Genomic DNA, 23602 nt, shown 5'->3' with positions numbered 1-23602 from the left:
ATTTCGTACAGAGCCCTGAATCGGCCAATCTGCACTGGAGTAACTCATGCTGCCCTTGATACTGGCTTCCAGCTCCCCTTACAGGCGCGAATTGCTGGCGCGCCTGCAACTGCCCTTCGACTGGGCCTCGCCAGACATCGACGAGCGCCGCCTGGACGAAGAACCTGCCGTTGAGCTGGTCAAGCGCCTCGCCCGGGAAAAGGCACACGCCCTGGCCCAGCGCTATCCCACACACCTGATCATCGGCTCCGATCAAGTGGCGGTCCTCGGCGAACAGATCCTCGGCAAGCCGCACACCTTCGACAAAGCCTGCGAACAACTGCTTGCTGCCAGCGGAAACCATGTCACCTTCCTGACTGGCGTCGCTCTACTCAACAGCGATAGCGGGGAATGCCAGGTCGACTGCGTGCCCTTCACCGTGCACATGCGTGAGCTTGACCTGGCGCGCATCGAGCGCTACCTGCACATCGAGACGCCCTACGATTGCGCAGGAAGCTTCAAGTGCGAAGGCCTGGGCGTGAGCCTGTTCCAGAGCACCCACGGCAGCGACGCCACCAGCCTGATCGGCCTGCCACTGATCCGCCTGGTGGACATGCTTATAAAAGAAGGCGTCAGCATCCCTTGACCCAATAAAAAGCCGGCCCCTCAGGACCGGCTTTTTCATCGCACCAACAATCAGCGCAGCGTCGGACCCTGGAAGCCCATCCACACGGCCAGGTGCTCAGCAACGCTGGCACCCAGACGCTTGGAAAAGCGATCAAACGGCGACTCCTTGACGGTAAAGTCCACCAGATCCTTTTCGCCCACGACATCCCGCGCCACATAGCCCGCACTACCCAAGGCATCTACCAGGCCCAGGCCTACGGCCTGCTCGCCAGACCAGATCAACCCGCTGAACAGCTCAGGGTGCTCCTTGTCTTTCAGGCGCTCGCCACGGCCCTGCTTCACGCTGGCGATGAACTGCTTGTGAGTGGTTTCCAGCACACTCTGCCAGAACGCCGTCTCTTCGGGCTTCTGCGGTTGGAACGGGTCAAGGAACGCCTTGTGCTCCCCTGCCGTGTAAGTCCGCCGCTCGACACCGAGCTTTTCCATGGTCCCGACAAATCCGTAACCGGCAGCCGTCACACCGATCGAACCGACGAGACTGGCCTTGTCGGCATAGATCTGATCAGCCGCACTGGCGATGTAGTAAGCACCGGAGGCGCCCAGGTCGGTGATGACCGCATAAAGCTTGATATCGGGATACTCGCCGCGCAGGCGACGAATCTCGTCGTAGACGTAACCGGACTGTACCGGGCTACCACCAGGACTGTTGATACGCATGACCACAGCTTTGGTCTTGGGATCCTTGAAGGCCGCGCGCAGGCTGGCAATGAGGTTGTCAGCACTGGCTTCTTCCTGATCGGCAATCACACCACGCAATTCCACCAGCGCGGTATGCCCGGAACCACCAACCGCCCCCTTCTCCATATCCATCAACGGCGTCAGCAGGAACAGGAGGCCGAACAGGTAGAGAAAGGTCAGCAGCTTGAAAAATATCCCCCAACGCCGCGCTCGGCGCTGCTCCTGCACACCGGCCAGCAGGGTTTTCTCCAGCAACTTCCAGCTTTTGCCATCTTCGCTCTGCTCTTCGCGAGGCGCCTTCCACTCATCGACCATGCTTACCTACCCTGGAGTTCCGGTGCAGCAACCCGACCAAGCCAGGCCTGCAACTGTGAGAAGTGTTCGATAGACAACTGCGGTTCATAAACGCTCAGCGCTTCCAGCGACATTGCCCCATAACCCACCGCCACCGAGTGCATCCCGGCGTTTTGCGCCATGAGCAGGTCGAACGAAGAGTCCCCGACCATCAAGGCACGGGACGCGGGGACTCGGCAATGATCGAGAATTTCCTGCAGCATCAACGGATCAGGCTTGCCCCGACTCTCATCGGCAGCGCGGGTGATATCGAAGAAATCCTCCCAGCCATTGGCCCGCAGCACTCGATCCAGCCCCCGCCGGGCCTTGCCGGTAGCCACTGCCAGACGGTAGCCCTCGGCGCGAAAAGCGTCCAGCGCCTCGATAACACCGGGAAACAGCGGCGAAGGCTGGTCATCCAGAGCCATGTAGATATCGGCGTAGTGCTGACGGAATGCCATGACTTCGGCCTCCACCAACTCGGGGTACAGCGTGCTGATCGCCTCAGGCAGCGCCAGACCAATGATGCCCTTGACCGCGTCGCCCTCGCACAATGGATAGCCCGCACGCTGCGCGGCAGCGTGCATCGCCTCGACAATGCGACCGATCGAGTCGGCCAGCGTGCCGTCCCAATCGAAAATCAGCAGATCGTAATCACGCTGCACTCAGTCGCTCCACGGTCTGGGACCACATTTCATCCACCGGCGCCTCAAGCTTCAGCTCACCACCATCCGGCAGCGGCACGGTAAGGGCATAAGCATGCAGGAACAGACGCTTGCCACCCAGCTCGCGGATTTCCCGCGTGAAGTCTTCGTCGCCGTATTTGCTGTCGCCAGCGATGCAGTGCCCGGCGTGCAAGGCATGCACCCGGATCTGGTGGGTCCGACCCGTGATGGGGCGAGCCTCGACCATGGTTGCGAAATCACCGAAACGGCGCAGGACGCGGAAGATCGTCAGCGCCTCCTTGCCTTCTTCATTGACCTCGACCATCCGCTCCCCGGAGCGCAGGTTGCTCTTGAGCAACGGAGCATTGACCTGCTTCTTGGCGGTCGCCCAGTGTCCGCGAACCAGAGCCATATACCGTTTGTCGATGCCGTCGCCGCGCAACGCAGTATGCAGATGGCGCAACATGCTGCGCTTCTTGGCGATCATCAACAGCCCGGAGGTGTCACGGTCCAGGCGATGGACCAGCTCCAGCTCCTTGGTGTCAGGACGCAACTGCCGGAATGCTTCGATCACGCCAAAGTTCAGGCCGCTACCACCATGCACGGCGATGCCGGCCGGCTTGTTGAGCACGATCAGCGCCTTGTCTTCGTAGACAATGGCGGCTTCCAGTCGCTGCAACAGGCCCTGAGCTACCGGAACCGGTGCGTCGCGCTCAGGCAGACGAACGGGCGGGACACGGACAACATCGCCGGCCTGCAGCTTGTATTCAGGCTTGATCCGACCTTTGTTAACCCGCACCTCGCCTTTACGCACAATGCGGTAAATCAAGGTCTTGGGAACGCCCTTGAGGACGTTGATGAGGAAATTATCGATGCGCTGGCCGGCAAGTTCCGGCGCGACTTCAATCAGTTGAACACTGGAAGCCGGGGGGGTATTGGTCGTCATTTGCGGGATCATAACAATTTTTTATGGATTTGAAGCACTTAATGATTGCTGCTATAGTCGCGAACGCCGCCAAAAGCGGCTGGCCAGCGGACCAATGGCTTCAAGCCTGCCCTGACCTACGCAATTCTTGAGGACGCGAGGCCGTCCGACGGGGCTTTCGCCAGTTTACAGAAATGCCTGGAATCGCCACCAGCACCGATGAGAGAAGACCGATAAAAAACAATAAGAGCGGTATTTGACCCTCCCACCCCGTTTTTTTTCGATGCCACTCCTTCAGTGCCAACGCTTCCACGCAGTCATGGCGAATACTTCGGAAATACCAGCCTTAGCCATGAAAATGCGCGGGCTCCCGAATTGAGCCGGCGATAAATGCAACCCGTTGCGGATTCAGCGCGCGGCAGCACCCGACTTTCAGGGATACGTGTAGGGTGGAGATGCACAACCGTCGGACCGTGTAGTACCGCGTCCAACCCGCGGGCCCCTGGCTCCGCGACAGGACCTGGTCTTGATCGAGATGCCCCCGGGCGTCCATGGCCGAAGGCTGATTCCTCCTCCTGACTGAGTGCATGACACCACAGCAAGCAGGAAGCGTCGTCGCGGTTTCGTGAGCACTGGATATCAGTCGACCGAATACCGCTGGACACGGGATGGTTCGCCACCCCTGACGCACCTGACACCGACCGTGAAGAAGTCGTGTGTGCCGAACGCCGTTTCCGGCAGCCCGGAAACCGACGGTATTACATGAAAAGAATGCTGATTAACGCGACTCAACCCGAAGAGTTGCGCGTTGCTCTGGTAGACGGCCAACGCCTCTACGACCTGGACATCGAGTCCGGTGCCCGCGAGCAGAAGAAGGCCAACATCTACAAAGGCCGGATTACCCGTATCGAACCCAGCCTCGAAGCCGCTTTCGTCGACTTCGGCTCCGAGCGTCATGGTTTCCTGCCCCTGAAAGAAATTTCCCGCGAGTACTTCAAGAAGTCGCCCGAAGGCCGGGTGAACATCAAGGAAGTGCTGAGCGAAGGCCAGGAAGTCATCGTCCAGGTCGAGAAAGAAGAGCGTGGCAACAAGGGCGCCGCCCTGACCACCTTCATCAGCCTCGCTGGCCGCTATCTGGTCCTGATGCCGAACAACCCGCGTGCCGGCGGTATCTCCCGCCGCATCGAAGGCGAAGAGCGCAATGAACTGCGCGAGGCCCTCAACGGCCTGGTAGCCCCTGCCGACATGGGCCTGATCGTTCGCACCGCCGGCCTTGGCCGCAGCAGCGAAGAGATGCAATGGGACCTGGATTACCTGCTGCAACTCTGGACCGCGATCAAGGAAGCTTCGCAAGACCGCTCCGCGCCATTCCTGATCTACCAGGAAAGCAACGTCATCATCCGCGCCATCCGCGACTACCTGCGCCAGGACATCGGCGAAGTGCTGATCGACAGCATCGATGCCCAGGAAGAAGCCCTGACCTTCATCCGCCAGGTCATGCCGCAGTACGCCAGCAAGATCAAGCTGTACGAAGACAGCGTTCCGCTGTTCAACCGCTTCCAGATCGAAAGCCAGATCGAAACCGCCTTCCAGCGCGTAGTCGACCTGCCGTCCGGTGGCTCGATCGTGATCGACCCGACCGAAGCCCTGGTTTCCATCGACATCAACTCGGCGCGCGCCACCAAGGGCAGCGACATCGAGGAAACCGCGCTGCAGACCAACCTGGAGGCGGCCGAGGAAATCGCCCGCCAACTGCGTCTGCGTGACATCGGCGGCCTGATCGTCATCGACTTCATCGACATGACGCCGGCCAAGAACCAGCGTGCCGTCGAAGAAAAAGTCCGCGAATGCCTCGAAGCCGACCGCGCTCGCGTTCAGGTCGGTCGCATCTCGCGCTTCGGCCTGCTGGAAATGTCCCGTCAGCGCCTGCGCCCTTCCCTCGGCGAGAGCAGCGGCATCGTTTGCCCACGTTGCAGTGGCACCGGCATCATCCGTGACGTCGAGTCCCTGTCGCTGGCCATCCTGCGCCTGATCGAAGAAGAAGCCCTGAAGGACCGCACCGCCGAAGTCCGCGCCCAGGTCCCGATTCCGGTCGCCGCCTTCCTGCTCAACGAAAAACGCAACTCGATCACCAAGATCGAACTGCGTACTCGCGCCCGCATCATCATCCTGCCGAACGATCACCTCGAGACGCCGCACTTCGAAGTCCAGCGTCTGCGCGATGACAACCCGGAAGCCCTGACTGGCCAGTCCAGCTACGAAATCGCCGCTGCCGAGGTTGAAGAAGTTCAGCCAGCCGCCGCGACCCGCACCCTGGTTCGCCAGGAAGCTGCGGTCAAGACTGCCCCGGCCCGCGCCAACGCCCCGGTACCGGCCGCTGACGAGCAACCTGCTCCGGCCCCTGTGCATGTCGCACCGGAACCAAGCCTGTTCAAGGGCCTGGTGAAATCGCTGGTCAGCCTGTTCGCCGGCAAAGATGAGCCTGTCAGCGCACCTGCTGCTGCCGAGAAGCCTGCCGCCGAGCGCCCGCAGCGCAACGAAGAGCGTCGCAACGGTCGCCAGCAGAGCCGCAACCGCAACGGTCGTCGCGACGAAGATCGCAAGCCACGCGAAGAGCGTGCGGAACGCGCCCCACGTGAAGAGCGTCAGCCTCGCGAGGAAGTGCAGAACCGCGAAGAGCGCGCACCTCGTGCCCCACGCGAAGAACGCCAGCCGCGTCCACCGCGTGAAGAGCGTCGTCCTCGCGAAGACCGTCCGGTCCGCGAACTGCGCGAGCCACTGGATGCCACCCCTGCCGTTCGTGAAGAACGTCCTGAGCGTGCGCCACGCGAAGAGCGCCAGCCGCGTGAAGAACGTGCACCACGTGAAGAGCGCGCACCGCGCGAAGAGCGTGCACCTCGTGAGGAACGCGCTCCACGTGAAGAGCGTGCACCTCGTGAAGAACGCGCCCCCCGCGAAGAACGTGCACCCCGCGAGGAGCGCCAGCCGCGTCCACCGCGTGAAGAGCGTCAGCCACGCCCTGCCGAGCAGGTAGAAGAGGCTGCTGAAGAGCAACTGCCAAACGAAGAACTGCTGCAGGACGATAACCAGGAAGGCGCCGAAGGCGAACGTCCACGTCGCCGCTCCCGCGGTCAGCGTCGTCGCAGCAATCGTCGTGAGCGCCAGCGCGATGCCAATGGCAACGTCGTGGAAGGCAGCGAAGATGGCACCGACGAAGACCTGGAGCCTACCGGCGCCGAACTGGCTGCCGGCCTGGCCGTAACGGCCGCGGTAGCGACCAGCAACATCAGCGCCAACGCCGAGGCGCAAGCCAACGAGCAAGCCGAGCGCGCTACTGCTGTAGTTGAAGAAGCGGTCAAGCCAGTCGAAGCAACCTCCCTGCAAACTGAAATCGCAGAAGTTGCCGAAGCGGTCCAGCCTGCTGCCGAAGCGGTCGAAACCAGCATCGCGCCGGTCGTCGAGCAACCCGTCGCCGTAGTCGAAGTTGTCGAGCCGACTGCCGCTCCGGTTGTTGAGGTCGTCGAAGCTGCACCACAGCCAGTCGAAGCCCCTGTCGAGGTGCCTGCACCTGTCGAGGCCGAGCCAGTCGCCGCTGTGCAACCTGAAGTTCAGGAGCCAGTAGTGGTGGTCGAGCCGGTTGCTGCTGAACCCGCTCCGGTAGAAACCCCAGCTCCGGCGGCCCCAGCCGTTGTTGCCGAGGAAGTGCCGGCAGAACAGCCAGCCGAAACCGAAGCACCGGTAGCAACCCTGGCGAATGGCCGTGCACCTAACGACCCTCGTGAAGTGCGTCGCCGCAAGCGTGAAGCCGAAGCAGCCGCTGCTGCTGCGGCCAGCGCCGCGGTCGCTGCCGAGGTAGTTGTTGCCGAGGCCGAACCGGTTGTCGAGGCTCCGACCCAGCAGGAAGAAACGCCTGCCGACGCGGTTGAAGCGCCAGCTCCGAAGACCCTGGAAACCACGGAAGAACAGAAGCCACTGTTCTAACGCCAAGGCAATAAAAAGCCCCGCCAGTGAAAGCTGGCGGGGCTTTTTTATTCAGCCTTGAAAAAAGCGCGGAGCATCAAGCCCTCCGCGCCCAAAAGCCTCAGTACAGATTCGGCTCCATCTCCAGCTCGACACCAAAGCGCTTGAAGATATCAGCCTGGATCTTCCGGGCCAGCTCATGCAACTGCGAGCCGCTGGCTTGACCATGATTGACCAGCACCAGCGCCTGCAACTGGTGCACACCAGCATCGCCATCGCGATACCCCTTCCAGCCCGCCGTTTCGATCAACCAGCCCGCAGCCAGCTTCACCTGGCCATCAGCCTGTGGATAAGCCACCAGGCTCGGTTGATCCAGACGAATACGCGCCGCCAGTTCAGCACTGATCACCGGGTTCTTGAAAAAGCTCCCGGCGTTGCCCAACTGCGCCGGATCCGGCAGTTTCTCCCGGCGAATGCTGCAGATGGCGTCGCTGACCTGCTGCGCGCTCGGCTGTTCGATGCCGTGCTCGCTGAGACGCTGACGTACAGGCCCGTAATCCAGATGCAGCGGCGCGTTGCGGCCCAGCGCGAAGCGCACCCGCAAAATCACCCAACGCCCCGGGTTACGCTTGAAGTAGCTGTCGCGATAAGCGAAGTCGCACTCTTCCAGGCTAAAGTCGCGCAACTCGCCGGTCTGGCGGTCCAGCGCGGTCAGGCCGGCGAAGACATCCTTGATTTCGACGCCATAGGCGCCAATGTTCTGCATCGGCGCCGCACCCACGGTCCCCGGAATCAGGCTCAAATTCTCCAGCCCGACCAGACCATGCGCCAGCGTCCACTGCACGAACGGATGCCAGGGCTCGCCCGCTTCCGCCTCAACCACCACCCGCCCGGCATCGTCGGACAGCAGCCGGATACCGGAACTGTCCATCCGCACCACCAGCGCCGGAATGTCCTGAGTCAGCAGCAGGTTACTGCCACCGCCAATCACCATCACGGGCAATTGGTGCTCGCCGGCATAGGCCAGCAAACCACGAACGTCGTCATCGCTGCGGGCTTGGGCGAAGTAACGCGCCTTCACCTCGATACCGAAGCTGTTGAACGGTTTGAGGGAGACCTGAGATTGCACGGCCGCGCTCATAGACGCCCCTTCAATTCGATAACCAGCCCTCGGCACGCCGTCTCGATCAGGTCGAGCACCTGCTCGAAGCCCTGTTCGCCGCCGTAGTAAGGATCCGGAACTTCATCGATAGCGCCGTCGTAACGACGCAGGAACAGGTCCAGCTCAGCACTCGCGTGCCCAGGCCGCAGGCTCTGCAGGTTGGCAAGATTGCTCTTGTCCATGGCCAGGATCAGGTCGTACTCGTTGAAGTGCTCGACGCGGACCTGCTGCGCACGCTGGCTGGACAGATCGTAACCGCGCAGTTGCGCGGCACGGCGGGTGCGGCTGTCGGGCTGCTTGCCGACATGCCAGTCACCGGTCCCGGCCGAGGCAACTTCGATCACATCGGCAAGCCCGGCTTCCGTCAATTGATGACGCAGTACACCTTCGGCGGTCGGCGAGCGGCAGATATTGCCGAGGCAAACGAACAGAACGCGCATCAAGCCTCCAGCAAGCGCCGCACGCGCTCCAGGTCTTCCGGGGTATCAACGCCAACAGGCGGCGCTTCCAGGGCATCGGCCACATGAATCCGCACGCCATGCCAAAGCGCTCGCAGTTGTTCCAGTGCCTCGGCCTTCTCCAGCCAGCACGGGCCCCAACCCACGAAGTCCTGCAAGAAACCCGCGCGGTAGGCGTACATGCCGATGTGGCGACGATAAGGCACGCCTTCAGGCAAGCGGTCACGGCTCTTGGCGAAGGCATCGCGAGCCCAGGGCAACGGCGCCCGACTGAAAGTCAGGGCCAGGCCGTTGCAGTCGGCGACCACCTTGACCACGTTGGGGTTGAACAGCGACTCGACGTCTTCGATAGGCTCGCCGAGGGTGGCGATGCCTGCCTCCGGATGCTCGGCCAGGTTGGCCGCCACCTGGTCGATGATCGAGGGCGGGATCAGCGGCTCGTCACCCTGAACGTTGACCACGATGGCATCGGCCGGCAGGCCCAGGGCGGCGGCCACTTCGGCCAGGCGGTCGGTGCCGGACTCATGGTCTTCACGGGTCAGCAGCACCTCGGCACCGAAGGCCTTGCAGGCCTCGACAATGCCGGGATCGTCGGTGGCGATGACCACCCGGGCGGCACTGCTTTTACGCGCCTGCTCCCAGACATGCTGGACCATCGGCTTGCCGGCGATGGGCAGCAACGGCTTGCCTGGCAGGCGTGTCGAGCGCAGGCGGGCCGGGATAACGACAGTGAAGGCAACGCTCATTTGTCCAGGCGCTCGTCATCAGTAAGGGTACGGGCTTCGCTTTCTAGCATCACCGGAATGCCGTCCCGAACCGGATAGGCCAGGCCGGCGCCCTTGCTGATCAGCTCGGTCTTGTCGGCGCTGAGCTTGAGGGGGCCTTTGGTGATCGGGCAAGCGAGGATATCGAGCAGTTTGGTGTCCATGGAAAGTCCTCAGGCGTGTGGCCGGAAACAGAAAAGAATCAGGGCTGCCGGGCCGGCAGCAGGCGCGCCAGTTGCTCATCGAGCCAACGCACGAAAGCCGGCGACGGCTGTGCGTCGACGGCAAGGTACCACCAGTCCGGCGCGGCGAAACTGCGGCATTTCACAGCATCCTTCTCGGTCATCACCACCGGCAGCGTCGGACTGAAGCTCAGGGCTTCCGGGCTGAAGGCGGCGTGATCGGCGAAGGGATGCGGCACAGGCTGCCAGTTTAGTCCCTGCAAGGTATTGAAGAAACGTTGCGGGTTACCGATGCCAGCCACGGCATGCAACGCCTGGCCAGCGGGGAAGTGATCCAGCGGGCGGCGCTCGCCGCTGCTCAGGTTGACCAGCGCGGTGGGCTGGAGAGTGAACGCGAAACCGTCTTCGCGATCTGCCGCAGCCCCGTTGTAGAGCAGCGCATCGACCTCTTGCAGACGCTCGACCGGTTCACGCAATGGTCCCGCAGGCAGACAACGGCGATTACCGAGACCGCGGGCAGCATCGATCAGCACCAGTTCCAGGTCGCGAGCCAGGCGATAGTGCTGCAGGCCGTCGTCGCAGAGAATCAGGTCCAGCGGCTCGGCCTCAAGCAGCGCACGCACCGCTTGCGAACGGTCCGGGTCGATCATCAGCGGTACGCCGCTGCGCTGGACGATCAACAGCGGCTCGTCACCGGCCTGACTGGCCGGCTGGTCGGCGCGTACCCGCCAGGGCAACTGTGGCGGCGTGGCGCCGTAGCCACGGCTGACGACGCCAACGCGCAGGCCGCGCTGGCGACAATGCTCGATCAGAAAGAGAATCAGCGGGGTCTTGCCGGTGCCGCCTACGGTGATGTTGCCCACCACCAGCACCGGCACGGGCGCGCGGTAGATATCACCCTGCCCCGCCAGAAAACGCTCGCGCTTGCCGCGCACCACCTTGCGGTATAGCGCTTCCAGCGGGGACAACAGCGCAAGCAGTGGATGGCCTTTATACCAGGCCTCCAGCAGGCGATCGGCGAAAGCCATCAGGGCGTCCCCGGCGCAGCCTCGACCGTGGTCATGCGCAGGTGGCTGAAGCCGAGCTTGCCGGCCGCGTCCATTGCAGTCACCACGGCCTGGTGCGGTGTCTTGCCATCGGCGCTGATCGCCAGCGGCAACTTGGTGTCACCACCCGCTTCTTTTTGCAGCGCTTCGGTCAGGGTTGCCAGGTCGCTCTTGGGCAGCAGGTGGTTGTTCACCGAATAAACGCCTTCGGCGCTGATGGTGATTTCCACCAGCTTCTGCTCGGAGTCCGGCACCGGCGCACCGCTCGCGGCCTCTGGCAGCTCCACGCGCAACTGGGTTTCGCGGGTGAAGGTGGTAGTCACGACGAAGAACAGCAACAGGATGAAGACCACATCGATCAACGAAGCCAGGTTGATATCAACGTTCTCGCGTTGCTTGCGCCGAAATTTCACGCCTTGCTCCCGGCAGCCAGATCAACGTCACGGTCGCCCTGCACCACCTCGACCAGCTTGATCGCTTCCTGCTCCATCCCGACCACCAGTTCATCGATCCGGCGCTGCAGGAAACGGTGGAAGAACACCGCAGGAATACCGACCATCAGGCCCGCAGCCGTGGTGATCAGTGCCTTGGAGATACCGCCAGCGAGAACTGCGGCATTGGTGGTCATGCCGGAGCCCATGAACGAACTGAAGATATCGATCATGCCCAGCACGGTGCCGAGCAGACCCAGCAACGGCGCCATCGCGGCGATGGTGCCGAGGGCGTTGATGTAGCGCTCCAGTTCATGGATGACCCGGGCAGCAGCCTCCTCAATGCACTCTTTCATGATCTCGCGACCATGACGGGAGTTGGCCAGGCCTGCGGCGAGGATCTCGCCCAACGGCGAATCGGCACGCAGCGCCTTGAGCTTTTCAGTGTTGAGCTGCTTGTCCTTGATCCAGCGCCAGACCTGCCCCAGCAGGTGTGGCGGCGTGACGCGACTGGCGCGCAGGGTCCACAGGCGTTCGGCAACGATAGCCATGGCAGCGATGGAACTCAGAATGATCGGCAGCATCATCCAACCACCGGACTTGACCAATTCCCACACTTTAAGGACCCCCTCGGAAAAAGTTCTGCACTCTACCATAGGGGGCCGTGGCTGCCGAAGACTGTCACGTCGGTTCGCGCCAGAAACGGCGCTGCTCGCGCAGGCCATGGGGCGCGCCGAAACTGCCCAGGCGCAGGCGTACCGCACCCAGCAGCGCGCTGTCGTAGGTAGCGATGCCCAAGGCCGCATACCGAGCCATGACCAGCGGCGCGGGATGACCGAAACCGTTGTGACGTCCGCGAGAGATCAGCACGCCGCGAGGCGCCAGGGTTCTGAGGAAGCGCGAGCTGGAAGAACTCTTGCTGCCGTGATGTGGCGACTGCAGCCAGTCCACCGGGCCGGCCTGAAATCCCTCCAGCCACGCCTGCTCGGCATGACGGTCGATATCGCCGGCCAACAGCAAACTTTCACCGCTGGCCTCAACGCGAAGGGTGCAGGAATGCTGGTTGCTGTCAGTGGCCTGCGTCCACTGCCAAAGTGAAAACCGCACGCCATCCCACTCCCATTGCTCTGCGCTGCTGCACGGTTCGGCCTGCAGCGCTTCGGCCATCTCGTCCGGTTCGCCACCGAGCACCCTGCGCACCGGCAAGCCACGCTGCACCGCGAGCGCGCCACCGGCGTGGTCAGCATGGGCGTGACTGAGCACGATCAGGTCCAGGTCCTTCACTCCCAGCTTGTGCAGGGTCGGCAGCACCACCAACTCGCCAAGGTCCACCTCGGCCCGCGTCGGGCCTGCATCAAAGAGCATTGCGTGCTGACGGGTGCGCAAGACGTAAGCTTGCCCCTGTCCGACATCCAGTTGCCAGACCTCCACCTGCCCTTCGGGAATCCCCTCACGTGGAGTGAAACCGGCCAGCAAGAGCAACGGCCAACCAAGCACACGCATCGGCAGCCCGCTGGGCAGCAGCAACAAAAACGCCCCGACAGCCACCAGGAGCCAGCTCCACAGCGGTAATTGCGGGGCGATCCAGGCCGGTTGCCAGGCGGCCAGCCAAGCGAGCAGATCGAAAAGGATGTTGAGCAGTGCACCGGCCAGCCAGAGCAGGCTTTCGCCAATGATTGGCAGCGGCAGAAACAGCGTACCCAGCAGTGCCAGCGGCAACACCAGGATACTGAGCCACGGCACCGCGAACAGATTGGCCAGCGGCGCGCTGAGGCTGACCGGCAGCCCAAGCGCAAGCAACACCGGCAGCAATCCAATCGCGATAAACCACTGCGCCCGCCCCCAGGCCAGCCACGCCGACCAGGCACCGAGGCGGCCGCTGAAAATCAGCAACAGCACCGCCACCGCCGCGAACGACAACCAGAAACCGGGCAACAAACTGGCGAGGGGTTCGAACAACAGCACGCCATTGAGGGCAATCAGCAACGGCCAGGCGATGCCAAGGTGCCGGTAGCGCAAGCGCCACGCCAGCACCACCGCGAGCATGATGCAGGCCCGCTGCACGGGCACCTGGAAACCGGCCAGCAAGCCATAGCCGAGCGCAGCGGCGAAGGCCAGCCCGCAGGCCCACGGCAACCACGGCAGGCGCCGCGGCCACCAGCCCAGTCGCGCCAAACCACTGACCAGCGCGTAGACCAGCCCCGCGAGCAAGCCGATATGCTGCCCGGAAATCACCAACAGATGGACCGTGCCGGTGGCCTGCAAGGTCTTCCAGTCCTCCCGCTCAAGCCCTGCGCCGTCACCGAGCACCAACGCAATCAGTGCGCGTTCGCGGCCATCGGCATCAACCGCCAGCAGGCGCTGGCGAATGCCATCACGCCACGCCGCACTGGCAAGCCCCAGCCGCTCGCCGGCCTTGACCGTCCCCAGCGCGCCGATGCGTCTGGCCAGCAACACCGCCTGCGGATCGGTCGCATGAGGATTGAGCAAACCGTGTGGGCTTTTGAGACTCACCGCCAGGCGCCAGCGCTCACCACTCCTGACCGGCGGCCCCTCCGGCCAGCTCAAACGCAGCAGATGCGGTAGCTCAGCGCGGCGGGATTGCGCCTCGGCCAACTCGAAACGGACACCACGCTCGCCCTGCTCCGGCAGCCCGACCACCTGCCCTTCGAGCCATAGCGTGCGGCCATCCAGATCTCGCGACAGACGATCATTCAGCGCGCTCTGGGCGCACAGACAAGCCCAACACAGGCCAAGCAGGAAAAACGCCAACGGGAAGGTGCGCCGCCAGAGGCAAACCAGCCCCAGCAACGCGAAGATGGCCAGCCAACCGACGGACGGCAGCTCCGGCATGAATCTCAGGCACAACAGCCCGAGCGCGAGCAACAACATCCCTGTGCGCGTCATTTGCACTCCGATTGAACAAAACCCCTCCGCAGGCTTAGATCAACACGGACCAACGCTCACTTATTAATTGTCACAAAGTCTGAATAGTCACTACTTGTAATACGTGCATACTTGCCCACTTCCGACCGCCGAGACCCCACATGCCGCGTCGACTTTTCAAACGCTACATGCCCGATCCGACGAGCATCCGGGAACACAAGTCCTTACGATTCCTCGGTCGGCTGCTGCATGACGCCAACCTCTGGCACCTCAATCGTCATTCGGTGGCCCGGGCCATGGCAGTTGGTATTTTCGCCGCCTTCATTCCGATTCCGATGCAGATGTTGCTGGCTGCCAGCCTGTCGATCCTGGTGCGCGGCAACATGCCGATCGCCGTCAGCCTGGTCTGGCTGACCAATCCGATCACCATGCCGCCGGTGTTCTATTGCACCTATCAGATGGGCGCCTGGTTGATGCAGATTCCGGCCCGCACGCTGCCGGAAGAAATCACCTTCGAATGGATCACCGACCAGTTATCCACATTGTGGCAACCCTTCCTTCTCGGTTCGGTCGTGTGCGGCGTGCTGCTCGGCGCCCTGGCCTACTGCCTGACCATGCTCTACTGGCGCTGGTGGGTAGGCCGGCAGTGGCGCCGGCGCAAGGCGAAATCAGCTGCGCATTCCACGTCCGCTGATCAGTAGGCGAACACACCCGAAATACAGCACCGCGGTGGCGACCAGCATGAAGGTGATGGCAACGCCGATACGGATATCGGACACGCCGAGAATGCCGTAGCGGAACGAGTTGACCATGTGCAGCACCGGGTTGGCCATCGACACGGTCTGCCAGAACGGCGGCAGCAGGTTGATCGAATAGAACACCCCGCCGAGGTAGGTCAGGGGCGTCAGGACGAATGTCGGAATAATCGAGATATCGTCGAAGTTGCGCGCAAAGACCGCGTTGATGAAGCCCAGCAGCGAGAAGATCGTCGCGGTCAACAACACCACCAGCACCGTCACCCCCAGGTGATGCACCTGCAGATGGGTGAAGAACAGCGACAGCAAGGTCACGATCACCCCCACCGCCAGCCCGCGCAGCACGCCGCCAAGGGTGTAGCCGATCAGAATGGTGTGCGGAGAGACCGGCGAAACCATCAGCTCTTCGATGGAGCGCTGGAACTTGCTGCCGAAGAAGCTCGACACCACGTTGCCGTAGGAGTTGGTGATCACCGACATCATGATCAGCCCCGGCACGATGTACTCCATGTAGGTGAAGCCACCCATGTCACCGATCTGCCGGCCGATAAGGTTACCGAAGATGACGAAGTACAGAACCATGGTGATCGCCGGCGGCAGCAGGGTCTGCGGCCAGATCCGGGTGAACCGACGTACTTCGCGGTAAACGATGGTGTTGAGGGCGACCAGATTGGCGCGCAGTTCCGAGCTCATATCGCCACCTTGGAGAGATTCTTTTCAACCAGGGACACGAACAACTCCTCGAGACGATTGGTCTTGTTGCGCAGGCTGATCACTTCGATGTTCTGCAAGGCCAGTTGGCCGAACAGCGCGGTGATGCCCACTTCCTTGTCGACCTGGACTTCCAGGGTGTGCGGATTGATCAGGCGGCAGGGATAACCGGCCAGTTGTGGCGTCTGCGCCAGGTCATGCTTCAGGTCGAGCACGAAGGTTTCGACATGCAGCTTGCCCAGCAGTTGGCGCATGCTGGTGTTTTCGACAATGGTGCCGTGATCGATGATGCCGATGTTGCGGCACAACTGTTCAGCCTCCTCCAGGTAGTGCGTGGTCAGGATGATAGTGATGCCCTGCTGGTTCAGTTCGGTGAGGAAGCCCCACATCGAACGGCGCAGCTCGATATCCACACCCGCCGTCGGCTCGTCGAGGATCAGCAGGCGAGGCTGATGGATCAGCGCGCGGGCGATCATCAACCGGCGCTTCATGCCACCCGACAGCGAGCGCGACGGCACATCGCGCTTGTCCCACAGCCCCAGTTGCGTCAGATATTGCTCGGCGCGCTCGTTGGCCACCTTCGGCGGAATACCGTAGTAGCCGGCCTGGGTGACGACGATGTCGAAGGTCTTTTCGAACTGGTTGAAGTTGAACTCCTGGGGCACCACGCCGATGCTGCGCTTGAGTGCGGCGGGCTGGCGGTCCAGGTCGTGACCGAAGACACTGACGCTGCCGCTGGTCTTGTTCACCAGGGTCGAGAGAATGCCGATGGTTGTGGATTTGCCGGCGCCGTTGGGGCCGAGCAACGCGAAGAAGTCACCTTCGGCGACGTCCAGATCAATGCCCTTGAGGGCCTGGAAGCCGTTGCCGTAGGTCTTGGTTAGCTGCCGAATGGACAGAGCAGAACTCATAGCGGTTTTTTGCACCGTTGGAATTGTTCGTGAGTCAGGCGGCGAACGGGCGCACCCGTCGCATTAATGCGGGCCATGGTGCAAGCCCCGGCCACACAAGTACAGTCAAGCCTATCGATAATAACTATCGCATTGAGCGAAGCTTTCAGGTCAGCGCGGTCATGACCGCCGCCTGGTAGGCCGGACGCTCGCGCAGGCGCTCGTACCAGGCGCGCAGGTGACGCATCTCCGGCCGCTCGATGGGCATCTCGAACCAGGCGTAGGCGAAACAGCCCAGGGGGATATCCCCCATGCCCGGCTCTTGGCCGGAAAGGAAGGGTTGCGACGCCAATGTCTCGTCGGCAATCGACAGCAGTTGCGCGCAGGTCTTGTGCGCGGCATTGATCGCCACCCAGTCACGCTGGTCTTCCGGCGTACGCAGGATGCCCCAGAACAATGGGCGAAATGGCGTCGCCAGCGACGACGTGGTCCAGTCCATCCACTTGTCGGCCTTGGCGCGCTCGACCGGATCCTCCGGATACCAGGCGGTGCCCGGTGCATGTTTCGCGCCCAGATAGCGGACGATGGTATTGGACTCCCAGAGCACCAGGCCATCATCTTCGATCATCGGCACCAGACCATTGGGGTTGAGTGCGCGATAGTGCGGTTCATTGACCTGCCCGAACGCACCACCGGCGTCCACAGACTGGAAATCCAGCCCCAGTTCCTGTGCGCACCACAATACTTTCCTGACGTTGCTGGAATTCTTCCGGCCCCAGATCTTGAGCATGACGACATCCTGATATCTGCAAGGGACGCCCAGTCTACTCCAGCGTGACGCCCAGGCAATCGCCGAGCAGTCCCGGCGAACTCCACCGCCAACAACCTGTCACTGTTCAGACAATGCCGTTCGGCAGAGGCCGGCTACGCTCTGTGGGACGTACTGACACGTGCAAGGTTTCCAGGAGGAAAGACTATGTTGCTGTTGTGGTTAGTGGTGCTCGTGCTGGGCTCGGCCTGGCTGGCGCACCGACGGACACCGGCGTTGCCGGCCCTGGCGCTCATCGCGGCCTACGTGCTGGCGATGGGTATCTTTTCGCGGGCGCCTGGCTGGCTGACCGTCCTGCTCCTGCTGGTGGTGGCCGCTATCGCCGCGCCTCTGCTGCTCCCGGACCTGCGCCGCAAGCTGTTTACCGCGCCGATGTTCAACTGGTTCCAGCGCACCCTGCCGCCCATGTCGACCACCGAGCGCGAAGCGATCGACGCCGGCACCGTGTGGTGGGACGGCGAACTGTTCAGCGGTCGCCCGGACTGGAACACGCTGCTGAGTTATCCAAAGGCCGAACTGAGCGCCGAGGAACAGGCATTCATCGACGGCCCCACCGAAGAACTCTGCGCCATGGTCAGCGACTGGCAAATTGGTCAGGACATGGACCTGCCTGCCGAAGCCTGGGCGCATATCAAGGCAAATGGCTTCTTCGCCCTTATCATCCCCAAGGAGTACGGTGGCAAGGGCTTTTCCGCCTACGCCCACTCGCAGGTAGCAATGAAACTGGCCACCCGCAGCGGCGACCTCGCCTCCACCGTGATGGTGCCCAACTCCCTCGGCCCCGCAGAATTGCTGCTGCACTACGGCACCGATGAGCAACGTAACCACTACCTGCCCCGCCTCGCCCGTGGCGAGGAAATCCCCTGCTTCGCCCTCACGGGCCCCCTCGCCGGGTCCGATGCCGGTGCCATGCCCGACACCGGCATCATTTGCAAAGGACAGTGGCAAGGGCAGGAAGTCCTGGGTCTGCGCCTGAACTGGGAAAAGCGCTACATCACCCTCGGACCGGTCGCAACTCTGCTGGGCCTCGCCTTCAAGGCTTATGACCCCGACCATCTGTTGAGTGACAAGGAAGAGCTGGGAATCAGCCTGGCGCTGATTCCGACCGACACGCCCGGTGTCGACATCGGCAAGCGTCACCACCCGCTGGGCGCGGCATTCATGAACGGCCCCAACGCCGGCAAGGACGTGTTCGTGCCGCTGGACTTCCTGATTGGCGGCCAGGACATGCTCGGCAAAGGCTGGATGATGTTGATGAACTGCCTGTCGGTGGGACGCTCGATTTCCCTGCCTGCGGTAGGCACCGGCGCAGCCAAATTCACCAGCCTGGTCAGCGGCCAATACGCGCAGATTCGTGAACAGTTCAACGTGCCGCTGGCAGCCTTCGAAGGCATCCAGGAATCCCTCGCACGTATCGGCGGCAATGCCTGGCTGATGGACAGCGCGCGAATTCTGACCGCCAAGGCCGTGGACCTTGGCGAGAAGCCGTCGGTACTCTCGGCGATCCTCAAGTACCACCTGACCGAGCGCGGTCGCGAATGCATCCAGCACGCCATGGATATCCATGGCGGCAAGGGCATCATCATGGGCCCGAACAATTACCTGGGGCGCAGTTGGCAAGGCGCGCCGATCTTCATCACGGTCGAGGGCGCGAACATTCTCTCGCGCAACCTGATGATCTTCGGCCAGGGTGCAATTCGCTGCCATCCGTTCGTTCTCAAGGAAATGGCGCTGGCGGGACGGGAAGACCATGAGCAGGCGCTCAAGGAATTCGACACCTTGCTGCTGCGGCATATCGGCTTCGCCGTGGGCAATGCTGCCAGCACGCTGGTGCTCGGGCTTGGGCTGGGGCATTTTGAAAAAGCGCCGGGTGACGCTCTGAGCCAGGGCTATTTCCGCGCACTCAATCGCCAGGCCGCGGCCTTCGCCCTGCTCGCGGATCTGTGCATGATGCTGCTGGGCGGCGAGCTGAAGCGGCGTGAACGGTTGTCCGCACGACTGGGCGATGTCCTCAGTCATCTGTACCTGAGTTCGGCGGCGCTCAAGCGTTATCACGACCTGAATTCACCGGAACACCTGCAACCGCTGTTGCGCTGGGCCATGGAGGAAAGTCTCGGCCAAGCGGAGAAAGCTCTGGACCGCCTGCTTGATAACTTCCCGAGTCGCCTGCTCGGCGGCGCCTTGCGGCTGATCGTGTTCCCCTTCGGCCGGCGCCATACCGGCCCCAGCGATGAACTGGACGCGGAAATCGCCGCACTGATCGGCCGCGCCGCCGGCGATCCGGCCCTGGAAGCCTTGCTCGCCGGCTGTTATCGCCCGACCGATGCGCAGGATCCGGTCGGTGCCCTGCAGCACGCCAGCCAACTGCTTGCCGACAGCGCCGCATTGCACAAACAGTTACGCCACGCCCTGAAAAATGGCGAACTGACCGTGGAGGCCGGCGAACCGTTGATCGACGCGGCCGTGCGAGCGGGCGTCATTGATGCCGAACAAGCCAGTCAGTTGCACGCCGCCGAAACCGCACGCAGACGCGTGATCGACGTCGATGCCTTCACCAAGGAGGAATTGTTGCCTGTCGAAGGCAAGGTGCGCTGAGCACAATCCGACCGGGACATCGGGCGTCGGGAGCCGTATACTCCCGCGCCCGTTTTTGCTTTAGAGGATCGCCAGCATGGCCAATGCACACCTGGACTACCATCTCGCCCTGCTCAACCACCTGCGCAGCATCCTCGTCGCCCTGGGCGAAGCCGAACAAGTGCCGGAAGAAAGTCACGGCCTGTTCCTCGAACGCTTCGACGATCTACTGGAGCAACTGCCCCACGATCCGCTGGAAAGCCAGTACCTGGGCCAGGACCTGATGTGCCAGGTCATTCAACGTTATCCACAGATCGCCCACCTGGTACCGCGCGACCTGTTGTGGTTCTTTGGCGGTGATTGCCTGCATTTCATGCCGGACGACGAACTGGACCTGTACCAGGCCCTGGAAGAACGCCGCTACGATGCCGAACAGAATGAAGAGCCGTTTGACTGGAACCAGGAAAAACAACTGCTGAGCATGTCGCTCAACGACAGCAAGCACTGATAAAGACGCCGCTCATTGAAGCGGCGTTTTTTTTTGCCTGAATGTTTGATGGCGCACAACGACGAAGCCCGCTTTCGGGCCCGCTGGACGTGAATGGATTTTTCCGCAGAAACGAAAAAAGGACCCGAAGGTCCTTTTTTCTTGGCTACAGGACTCGATTGAATCCTGTAGCACCATATTTGGAGCGGGAAACGAGACTCGAACTCGCGACCCCGACCTTGGCAAGGTCGTGCTCTACCAACTGAGCTATTCCCGCATATTGGCGTCCCCTAGGGGACTCGAACCCCTGTTACCGCCGTGAAAGGGCGGTGTCCTAGGCCACTAGACGAAGGGGACTCTGCCCAAAACATGCATCGCATGTTTCAGTGACCAGAGTTTAATCCTGAAGATTGAACCCTGGATTTCTTTACAAGCCCTGCCGTTAAGCAACGCCTTTGTAAACTGGAGCGGGAAACGAGACTCGAACTCGCGACCCCGACCTTGGCAAGGTCGTGCTCTACCAACTGAGCTATTCCCGCATTGGCGTCCCCTAGGGGACTCGAACCCCTGTTACCGCCGTGAAAGGGCGGTGTCCTAGGCCACTAGACGAAGGGGACACGCTACAACTTCACTCCCTGCCGCGTTTCGCTGTGTGCTTTACGCTGCAAGTGGCGCGCATTCTAGGGATGCTTTGAAAGGTCGTCAACCCCCAATTAGAAATTTATTTAAATCAATGACTTCGCCGTGTTTAGGACCGCCTGGGCAAGCCGCCCGCCCTATTCTTCCAGCCGTCGCTGCCGATAGAGGAAAGGACGGTAAAACAATTGCCCAAGTGTGACACAGGGCAAATTGCCATCAATCCTCCTCCGGCTTCCGCCAAACTGCTCTATCCGGGCAATAGGGAAGCCACTACACTCAATCGGTAACCCTGACTGACGAGGCGTGAACGGTGACACCACTATTGATTACCCTGCTTATCGTGGCGGGTATCGCCTTACTCATCGTGATCGGCTATCTGAATAACGTAGTCGAGAACAACAAGCTGGAGCGGGCGCGACTGAAAGTCGAGCTGGCCGAACGCTTGCGGCGTTGTGGCGAGATCACCGAAACGTTCCCGGGCCAGTTGATGACACCGGCGCTCAAGCTGCTGCTGACTCGCCTTGAACTCAACCTCAACCAGCGCCAACTGTCACTGGACAAGCACAACAGCAATATCCAGAGCCGTATCGCCGAGCTGGAAGCCCTGATCGCCCAGGGCGAATCGCTGCCGGTCAGCAACCCGCCCGGCCCGATCCAGACCGAAGCCCGCGCCAAGGATATCCGCTTCCTTCTGGAAGCTCTGCACAGCCAGGTCGTACGCGCCTGCCAGGAAGGCTTCCTGGCCACCAACGAAGCCAAGTACTGGGTCAAGGAAATCCGCCACATCCTGGTCAAGCTGCATATCGAGTTCTTCAATAACCTGGGTCAGGCCGCCTTGCAGCAAAACCAGCCCGGGCACGCCCGCCTCGCTTTCGAACGCGGCGTGCAATACCTGCGCAAGCAGCCGGAGCCCGCGCAGTACCGCGAACAACTGGAATACATGGAAAAGCTTCTGGCCCGCGCCAATGCCATGGTGCTGGACACCATCGAGCCGACCGAGAGCGACGTCAACGCACTGACCGAAGGCCTGAAGACGGACGAAGAAGAAAACTGGAAGAAGAAAGTCATCTACGACTGAGAACATCAGATACAAAGAAAGAGGGGCCGCAATGGCCCCTCTTCTGTCTCCGCCAATCGCCAATCAGCAATCGGTCGCCTGCAGGAAAATCCCCGCCAGATGCTCCAGCCCCGCCTGATCCTCGACGGTAAAGCGTGCGAGCTTCGGACTGTCCAGATCCAGCACGCCAATCAGGCGTCCGTCCTTGACCAGAGGAATCACCAACTCACTGTTCGAGGCACTGTCGCAAGCGATGTGCCCAGGAAACGCATAGACATCCTCGACCCGTTGGGTCTGCAGACTGGCAGCGGCGGCGCCGCACACACCCCGGCCGAAAGCGATTCGCACACAGGCGACCTGACCCTGGAAAGGCCCCAGCACCAGTTCGCCATCGCGATTGAGGTAGAAGCCCGCCCAGTTCAGGTCATCGACCTGGTTATAGAGGAAGGCGGAAAACTGTGCGGCATTGGCGATGAAGTCACGCTCGCCCGAGAGCAAGGCGTCCAGTTGCGCCGCCAGCAGCGCGTAGCCGCCAAGCCCCGCTCCCGCCGCATTCAAGTCGATCATTTGTGTTGCTCCAGCAGTTTGAGTCCGACCCAGTAGCGGGCGAACTGGTAGGCACAGCGGCCATTTCGATTACCGCGACCGGTTGCCCAGCGAATTGCGGCCTTTTCCAGGTCCTCGTCGCGCGCCCAGACCAGACCCGGCCCCTTGGCCAGTTCGCGGATCCAGTGCTCGACCACATTGAGGAAATGCTCCTGGGTAAACGGATAGAACGACAACCACAGGCCGAAACGGTCAGACAAGGCGATCTTGTCTTCTACCGCCTCGCTGGGGTGCAGTTCGCCATCCACCATCTTCCAGTTTTCGTTGTCGCTCTGTTTCTCCGGCACCAGGTGCCGGCGGTTGGAGGTGGCGTACAACAGCACATTATCCGGGGCCTGTTCGAGCGAGCCGTCCAGCACGCTCTTGAGCACCCGGTAATCGCCCTCGCCGGCCTCGAACGACAGGTCGTCGCAGAACAGCACGAAACGCTGCGGCAACGTGTGCAATTGCTCCACCACCCGCGGCAGGTCCGCGAGGTGATCACGCTCGATCTCGATCAGACGCAAACCGGCGTCGGCGTGCTCGGCCAGCAGCGCACGGACCAACGAGGATTTACCGGTGCCACGCGAGCCCCACAGCAGCGCGTGGTTGGCGGGCACGCCATCGAGAAACTGGCGGGTGTTGCGCCCGAGCTGGTCGCGCTGCTGATCGACGCCGATCAGGTCAGACAACCGAATGTCCAGGCTCACTTCCAGCGGCGACAGGTAACCGCTGCGCCCATCGCGCTGCCAACGCGCCGCCAGGCAGCGGCTCCAGTCGATTTCCGGGCGCAGCGCCGGCAACAGCGGTTCGAGGCGGGCCAGGACACTTTCGGCACGTTCGAGAAATGCGGTCAAACGAGGGTCCACGAGAATTCCTCAAGTCATATTCAGGCGAAAAGGAGCAAGCTGAATGTGCG

General features: G+C 62.0%; 22 protein-coding genes and 4 tRNA genes. 6 read left to right on the top strand and 20 right to left on the bottom strand.

Features of this window, described 5'->3' with window-relative positions; genetic code table 11:
• Positions 1 to 46 precede the first annotated feature (46 nt).
• On the top strand, positions 47 to 625 hold the full coding sequence (locus NTD88_RS26655) for a Maf family protein (protein ID WP_095155611.1): 579 nt from the start codon (positions 47 to 49) through the stop codon (positions 623 to 625).
• Positions 626 to 675: 50 nt separating this feature from the next.
• Here the strand turns inward: NTD88_RS26655 and NTD88_RS26650 are convergent, their stop codons facing one another.
• Genes NTD88_RS26650 through rluC form a run of 3 tightly spaced genes read right to left on the bottom strand, consistent with a single transcriptional unit; the run spans position 676 to position 3288 of the window.
• On the bottom strand, positions 676 to 1659 hold the full coding sequence (locus NTD88_RS26650; RefSeq protein ID WP_262155418.1) for a S49 family peptidase: 984 nt from the start codon (positions 1657 to 1659) through the stop codon (positions 676 to 678).
• Between the two features lie 2 nt (positions 1660 to 1661).
• The gene (locus NTD88_RS26645) at positions 1662 to 2342 is read right to left on the bottom strand and encodes an HAD-IA family hydrolase (RefSeq protein ID WP_095155609.1); all 681 of its coding nucleotides are present in this window, start codon (positions 2340 to 2342) and stop codon (positions 1662 to 1664) included.
• On the bottom strand, positions 2332 to 3288 hold the full coding sequence (rluC, locus tag NTD88_RS26640) for a 23S rRNA pseudouridine(955/2504/2580) synthase RluC (RefSeq protein WP_095155725.1): 957 nt from the start codon (positions 3286 to 3288) through the stop codon (positions 2332 to 2334). Before rluC ends, NTD88_RS26645 begins: the two co-directional genes overlap by 11 nt.
• A 741-nt stretch (positions 3289 to 4029) precedes the next feature.
• Between rluC and rne the strand changes: the two genes are divergently transcribed.
• Positions 4030 to 7248 carry a ribonuclease E gene (gene rne / locus NTD88_RS26635; protein ID WP_262128069.1) on the top strand — a complete coding sequence of 1073 codons (3219 nt, stop codon included), beginning with the start codon at positions 4030 to 4032 and terminating at the stop codon, positions 7246 to 7248.
• A 100-nt stretch (positions 7249 to 7348) separates the two neighbouring features.
• Here the strand turns inward: rne and murB are convergent, their stop codons facing one another.
• The 8 genes from murB to NTD88_RS26595 all read right to left on the bottom strand — a co-directional run bounded on the left by murB (position 7349) and on the right by NTD88_RS26595 (position 14177).
• Positions 7349 to 8368, bottom strand: coding sequence for a UDP-N-acetylmuramate dehydrogenase (gene murB / locus NTD88_RS26630; protein ID WP_095155607.1), 1020 nt, complete (start codon positions 8366 to 8368; stop codon positions 7349 to 7351).
• The gene (locus NTD88_RS26625) at positions 8365 to 8829 is read right to left on the bottom strand and encodes a low molecular weight protein-tyrosine-phosphatase (RefSeq protein WP_262155419.1); all 465 of its coding nucleotides are present in this window, start codon (positions 8827 to 8829) and stop codon (positions 8365 to 8367) included. Before NTD88_RS26625 ends, murB begins: the two co-directional genes overlap by 4 nt.
• Positions 8829 to 9593, bottom strand: a complete 765-nt coding sequence (kdsB, locus tag NTD88_RS26620; RefSeq protein WP_262155420.1) for a 3-deoxy-manno-octulosonate cytidylyltransferase — start codon at positions 9591 to 9593, stop codon at positions 8829 to 8831. Before kdsB ends, NTD88_RS26625 begins: the two co-directional genes overlap by 1 nt.
• The gene (locus tag NTD88_RS26615; protein ID WP_028633616.1) at positions 9590 to 9775 is read right to left on the bottom strand and encodes a Trm112 family protein; all 186 of its coding nucleotides are present in this window, start codon (positions 9773 to 9775) and stop codon (positions 9590 to 9592) included. Before NTD88_RS26615 ends, kdsB begins: the two co-directional genes overlap by 4 nt.
• Positions 9776 to 9813: 38 nt before the next feature.
• On the bottom strand, positions 9814 to 10821 hold the full coding sequence (gene lpxK / locus NTD88_RS26610; protein ID WP_262155422.1) for a tetraacyldisaccharide 4'-kinase: 1008 nt from the start codon (positions 10819 to 10821) through the stop codon (positions 9814 to 9816).
• Positions 10821 to 11252, bottom strand: coding sequence for an ExbD/TolR family protein (locus NTD88_RS26605; RefSeq protein WP_095155603.1), 432 nt, complete (start codon positions 11250 to 11252; stop codon positions 10821 to 10823). The genes lpxK and NTD88_RS26605 overlap by 1 nt, the downstream gene beginning before the upstream one ends.
• Positions 11249 to 11887 (bottom strand): MotA/TolQ/ExbB proton channel family protein, encoded by a 639-nt coding sequence (locus NTD88_RS26600; protein WP_175653649.1) that lies wholly within the window; start codon positions 11885 to 11887, stop codon positions 11249 to 11251. Before NTD88_RS26600 ends, NTD88_RS26605 begins: the two co-directional genes overlap by 4 nt.
• A gap of 64 nt (positions 11888 to 11951) precedes the next feature.
• Complete coding sequence (locus NTD88_RS26595) at positions 11952 to 14177, bottom strand: DNA internalization-related competence protein ComEC/Rec2 (RefSeq protein WP_262155423.1); 2226 nt, start codon at positions 14175 to 14177, stop codon at positions 11952 to 11954.
• Positions 14178 to 14317: 140 nt separating this feature from the next.
• Here NTD88_RS26595 and NTD88_RS26590 point away from each other — a divergent pair, with 140 nt between their 5' ends.
• Positions 14318 to 14857 (top strand): DUF2062 domain-containing protein, encoded by a 540-nt coding sequence (locus tag NTD88_RS26590; RefSeq protein ID WP_095155600.1) that lies wholly within the window; start codon positions 14318 to 14320, stop codon positions 14855 to 14857.
• On the opposite strand, the gene NTD88_RS26585 is transcribed toward NTD88_RS26590, so the two are convergent.
• The 3 genes from NTD88_RS26585 to NTD88_RS26575 form a co-directional block, all read right to left on the bottom strand.
• Complete coding sequence (locus NTD88_RS26585; RefSeq protein ID WP_095155599.1) at positions 14825 to 15604, bottom strand: ABC transporter permease; 780 nt, start codon at positions 15602 to 15604, stop codon at positions 14825 to 14827. The genes NTD88_RS26590 and NTD88_RS26585 overlap by 33 nt on opposite strands.
• Positions 15601 to 16533 carry an ABC transporter ATP-binding protein gene (locus NTD88_RS26580; protein WP_095155598.1) on the bottom strand — a complete coding sequence of 311 codons (933 nt, stop codon included), beginning with the start codon at positions 16531 to 16533 and terminating at the stop codon, positions 15601 to 15603. The genes NTD88_RS26585 and NTD88_RS26580 overlap by 4 nt, the downstream gene beginning before the upstream one ends.
• Positions 16534 to 16678: 145 nt before the next feature.
• Positions 16679 to 17302 carry a glutathione S-transferase family protein gene (locus NTD88_RS26575; RefSeq protein WP_262128064.1) on the bottom strand — a complete coding sequence of 208 codons (624 nt, stop codon included), beginning with the start codon at positions 17300 to 17302 and terminating at the stop codon, positions 16679 to 16681.
• Between the two features lie 186 nt (positions 17303 to 17488).
• Here NTD88_RS26575 and NTD88_RS26570 point away from each other — a divergent pair, with 186 nt between their 5' ends.
• On the top strand, positions 17489 to 19936 hold the full coding sequence (locus tag NTD88_RS26570; RefSeq protein WP_262155424.1) for an acyl-CoA dehydrogenase: 2448 nt from the start codon (positions 17489 to 17491) through the stop codon (positions 19934 to 19936).
• Positions 19937 to 20012: 76 nt separating this feature from the next.
• Positions 20013 to 20423 (top strand): PA2817 family protein, encoded by a 411-nt coding sequence (locus NTD88_RS26565; RefSeq protein WP_095155595.1) that lies wholly within the window; start codon positions 20013 to 20015, stop codon positions 20421 to 20423.
• A 180-nt stretch (positions 20424 to 20603) separates the two neighbouring features.
• Here NTD88_RS26565 and NTD88_RS26560 read toward each other — a convergent pair.
• The 4 genes from NTD88_RS26560 to NTD88_RS26545 all read right to left on the bottom strand — a co-directional run bounded on the left by NTD88_RS26560 (position 20604) and on the right by NTD88_RS26545 (position 21019).
• Positions 20604 to 20679 (bottom strand) — tRNA-Gly (locus NTD88_RS26560).
• Between the two features lie 4 nt (positions 20680 to 20683).
• A tRNA-Glu gene (locus NTD88_RS26555) sits at positions 20684 to 20759 on the bottom strand.
• Positions 20760 to 20865: 106 nt separating this feature from the next.
• Positions 20866 to 20941 (bottom strand) — tRNA-Gly (locus tag NTD88_RS26550).
• A gap of 2 nt (positions 20942 to 20943) precedes the next feature.
• A tRNA-Glu gene (locus tag NTD88_RS26545) sits at positions 20944 to 21019 on the bottom strand.
• Positions 21020 to 21351: 332 nt separating this feature from the next.
• On the opposite strand from NTD88_RS26545, the gene NTD88_RS26540 reads away from it, so the two are divergent.
• Positions 21352 to 22119 (top strand): hypothetical protein, encoded by a 768-nt coding sequence (locus tag NTD88_RS26540; RefSeq protein ID WP_095155594.1) that lies wholly within the window; start codon positions 21352 to 21354, stop codon positions 22117 to 22119.
• Between the two features lie 63 nt (positions 22120 to 22182).
• On the opposite strand, the gene NTD88_RS26535 is transcribed toward NTD88_RS26540, so the two are convergent.
• Complete coding sequence (locus tag NTD88_RS26535; RefSeq protein ID WP_262155425.1) at positions 22183 to 22665, bottom strand: GAF domain-containing protein; 483 nt, start codon at positions 22663 to 22665, stop codon at positions 22183 to 22185.
• A complete protein-coding gene (locus NTD88_RS26530; RefSeq protein WP_262155426.1) occupies positions 22662 to 23552 on the bottom strand; it encodes an ATP-binding protein in 891 nt (296 codons plus the stop codon). Before NTD88_RS26530 ends, NTD88_RS26535 begins: the two co-directional genes overlap by 4 nt.
• Positions 23553 to 23602 lie beyond the last annotated feature (50 nt).

This window comes from Pseudomonas sp. 20P_3.2_Bac5, assembly GCF_025466035.1.
Classification (GTDB): Bacteria; Pseudomonadota; Gammaproteobacteria; order Pseudomonadales; family Pseudomonadaceae; genus Aquipseudomonas.
Note: the sequence above shows the minus strand (reverse complement) of the source record. Positions and strands in the feature narration are given on the sequence as shown.

Bases quoted from the DNA above. Each gene is read 5' to 3' on its own strand.
- NTD88_RS26655 (WP_095155611.1), top strand. From the start codon at position 47: ATGCTGCCCTTGATACTGGCTTCCAGCTCCCCTTACAGGCGCGAATTG.
- NTD88_RS26650 (WP_262155418.1), bottom strand. From the start codon at position 1,659: ATGGTCGATGAGTGGAAGGCGCCTCGCGAAGAGCAGAGCGAAGATGGC.
- rluC (WP_095155725.1), bottom strand. From the start codon at position 3,288: ATGACGACCAATACCCCCCCGGCTTCCAGTGTTCAACTGATTGAAGTC.
- rne (WP_262128069.1), top strand. From the start codon at position 4,030: ATGAAAAGAATGCTGATTAACGCGACTCAACCCGAAGAGTTGCGCGTT.
- murB (WP_095155607.1), bottom strand. From the start codon at position 8,368: ATGAGCGCGGCCGTGCAATCTCAGGTCTCCCTCAAACCGTTCAACAGC.
- NTD88_RS26625 (WP_262155419.1), bottom strand. From the start codon at position 8,829: ATGCGCGTTCTGTTCGTTTGCCTCGGCAATATCTGCCGCTCGCCGACC.
- kdsB (WP_262155420.1), bottom strand. From the start codon at position 9,593: ATGAGCGTTGCCTTCACTGTCGTTATCCCGGCCCGCCTGCGCTCGACA.
- NTD88_RS26615 (WP_028633616.1), bottom strand. From the start codon at position 9,775: ATGGACACCAAACTGCTCGATATCCTCGCTTGCCCGATCACCAAAGGC.
- lpxK (WP_262155422.1), bottom strand. From the start codon at position 10,821: ATGGCTTTCGCCGATCGCCTGCTGGAGGCCTGGTATAAAGGCCATCCA.
- NTD88_RS26595 (WP_262155423.1), bottom strand. From the start codon at position 14,177: ATGACGCGCACAGGGATGTTGTTGCTCGCGCTCGGGCTGTTGTGCCTG.
- NTD88_RS26590 (WP_095155600.1), top strand. From the start codon at position 14,318: ATGCCGCGTCGACTTTTCAAACGCTACATGCCCGATCCGACGAGCATC.
- NTD88_RS26585 (WP_095155599.1), bottom strand. From the start codon at position 15,604: ATGAGCTCGGAACTGCGCGCCAATCTGGTCGCCCTCAACACCATCGTT.
- NTD88_RS26580 (WP_095155598.1), bottom strand. From the start codon at position 16,533: ATGAGTTCTGCTCTGTCCATTCGGCAGCTAACCAAGACCTACGGCAAC.
- NTD88_RS26575 (WP_262128064.1), bottom strand. From the start codon at position 17,302: ATGCTCAAGATCTGGGGCCGGAAGAATTCCAGCAACGTCAGGAAAGTA.
- NTD88_RS26570 (WP_262155424.1), top strand. From the start codon at position 17,489: ATGTTGCTGTTGTGGTTAGTGGTGCTCGTGCTGGGCTCGGCCTGGCTG.
- NTD88_RS26565 (WP_095155595.1), top strand. From the start codon at position 20,013: ATGGCCAATGCACACCTGGACTACCATCTCGCCCTGCTCAACCACCTG.
- NTD88_RS26535 (WP_262155425.1), bottom strand. From the start codon at position 22,665: ATGATCGACTTGAATGCGGCGGGAGCGGGGCTTGGCGGCTACGCGCTG.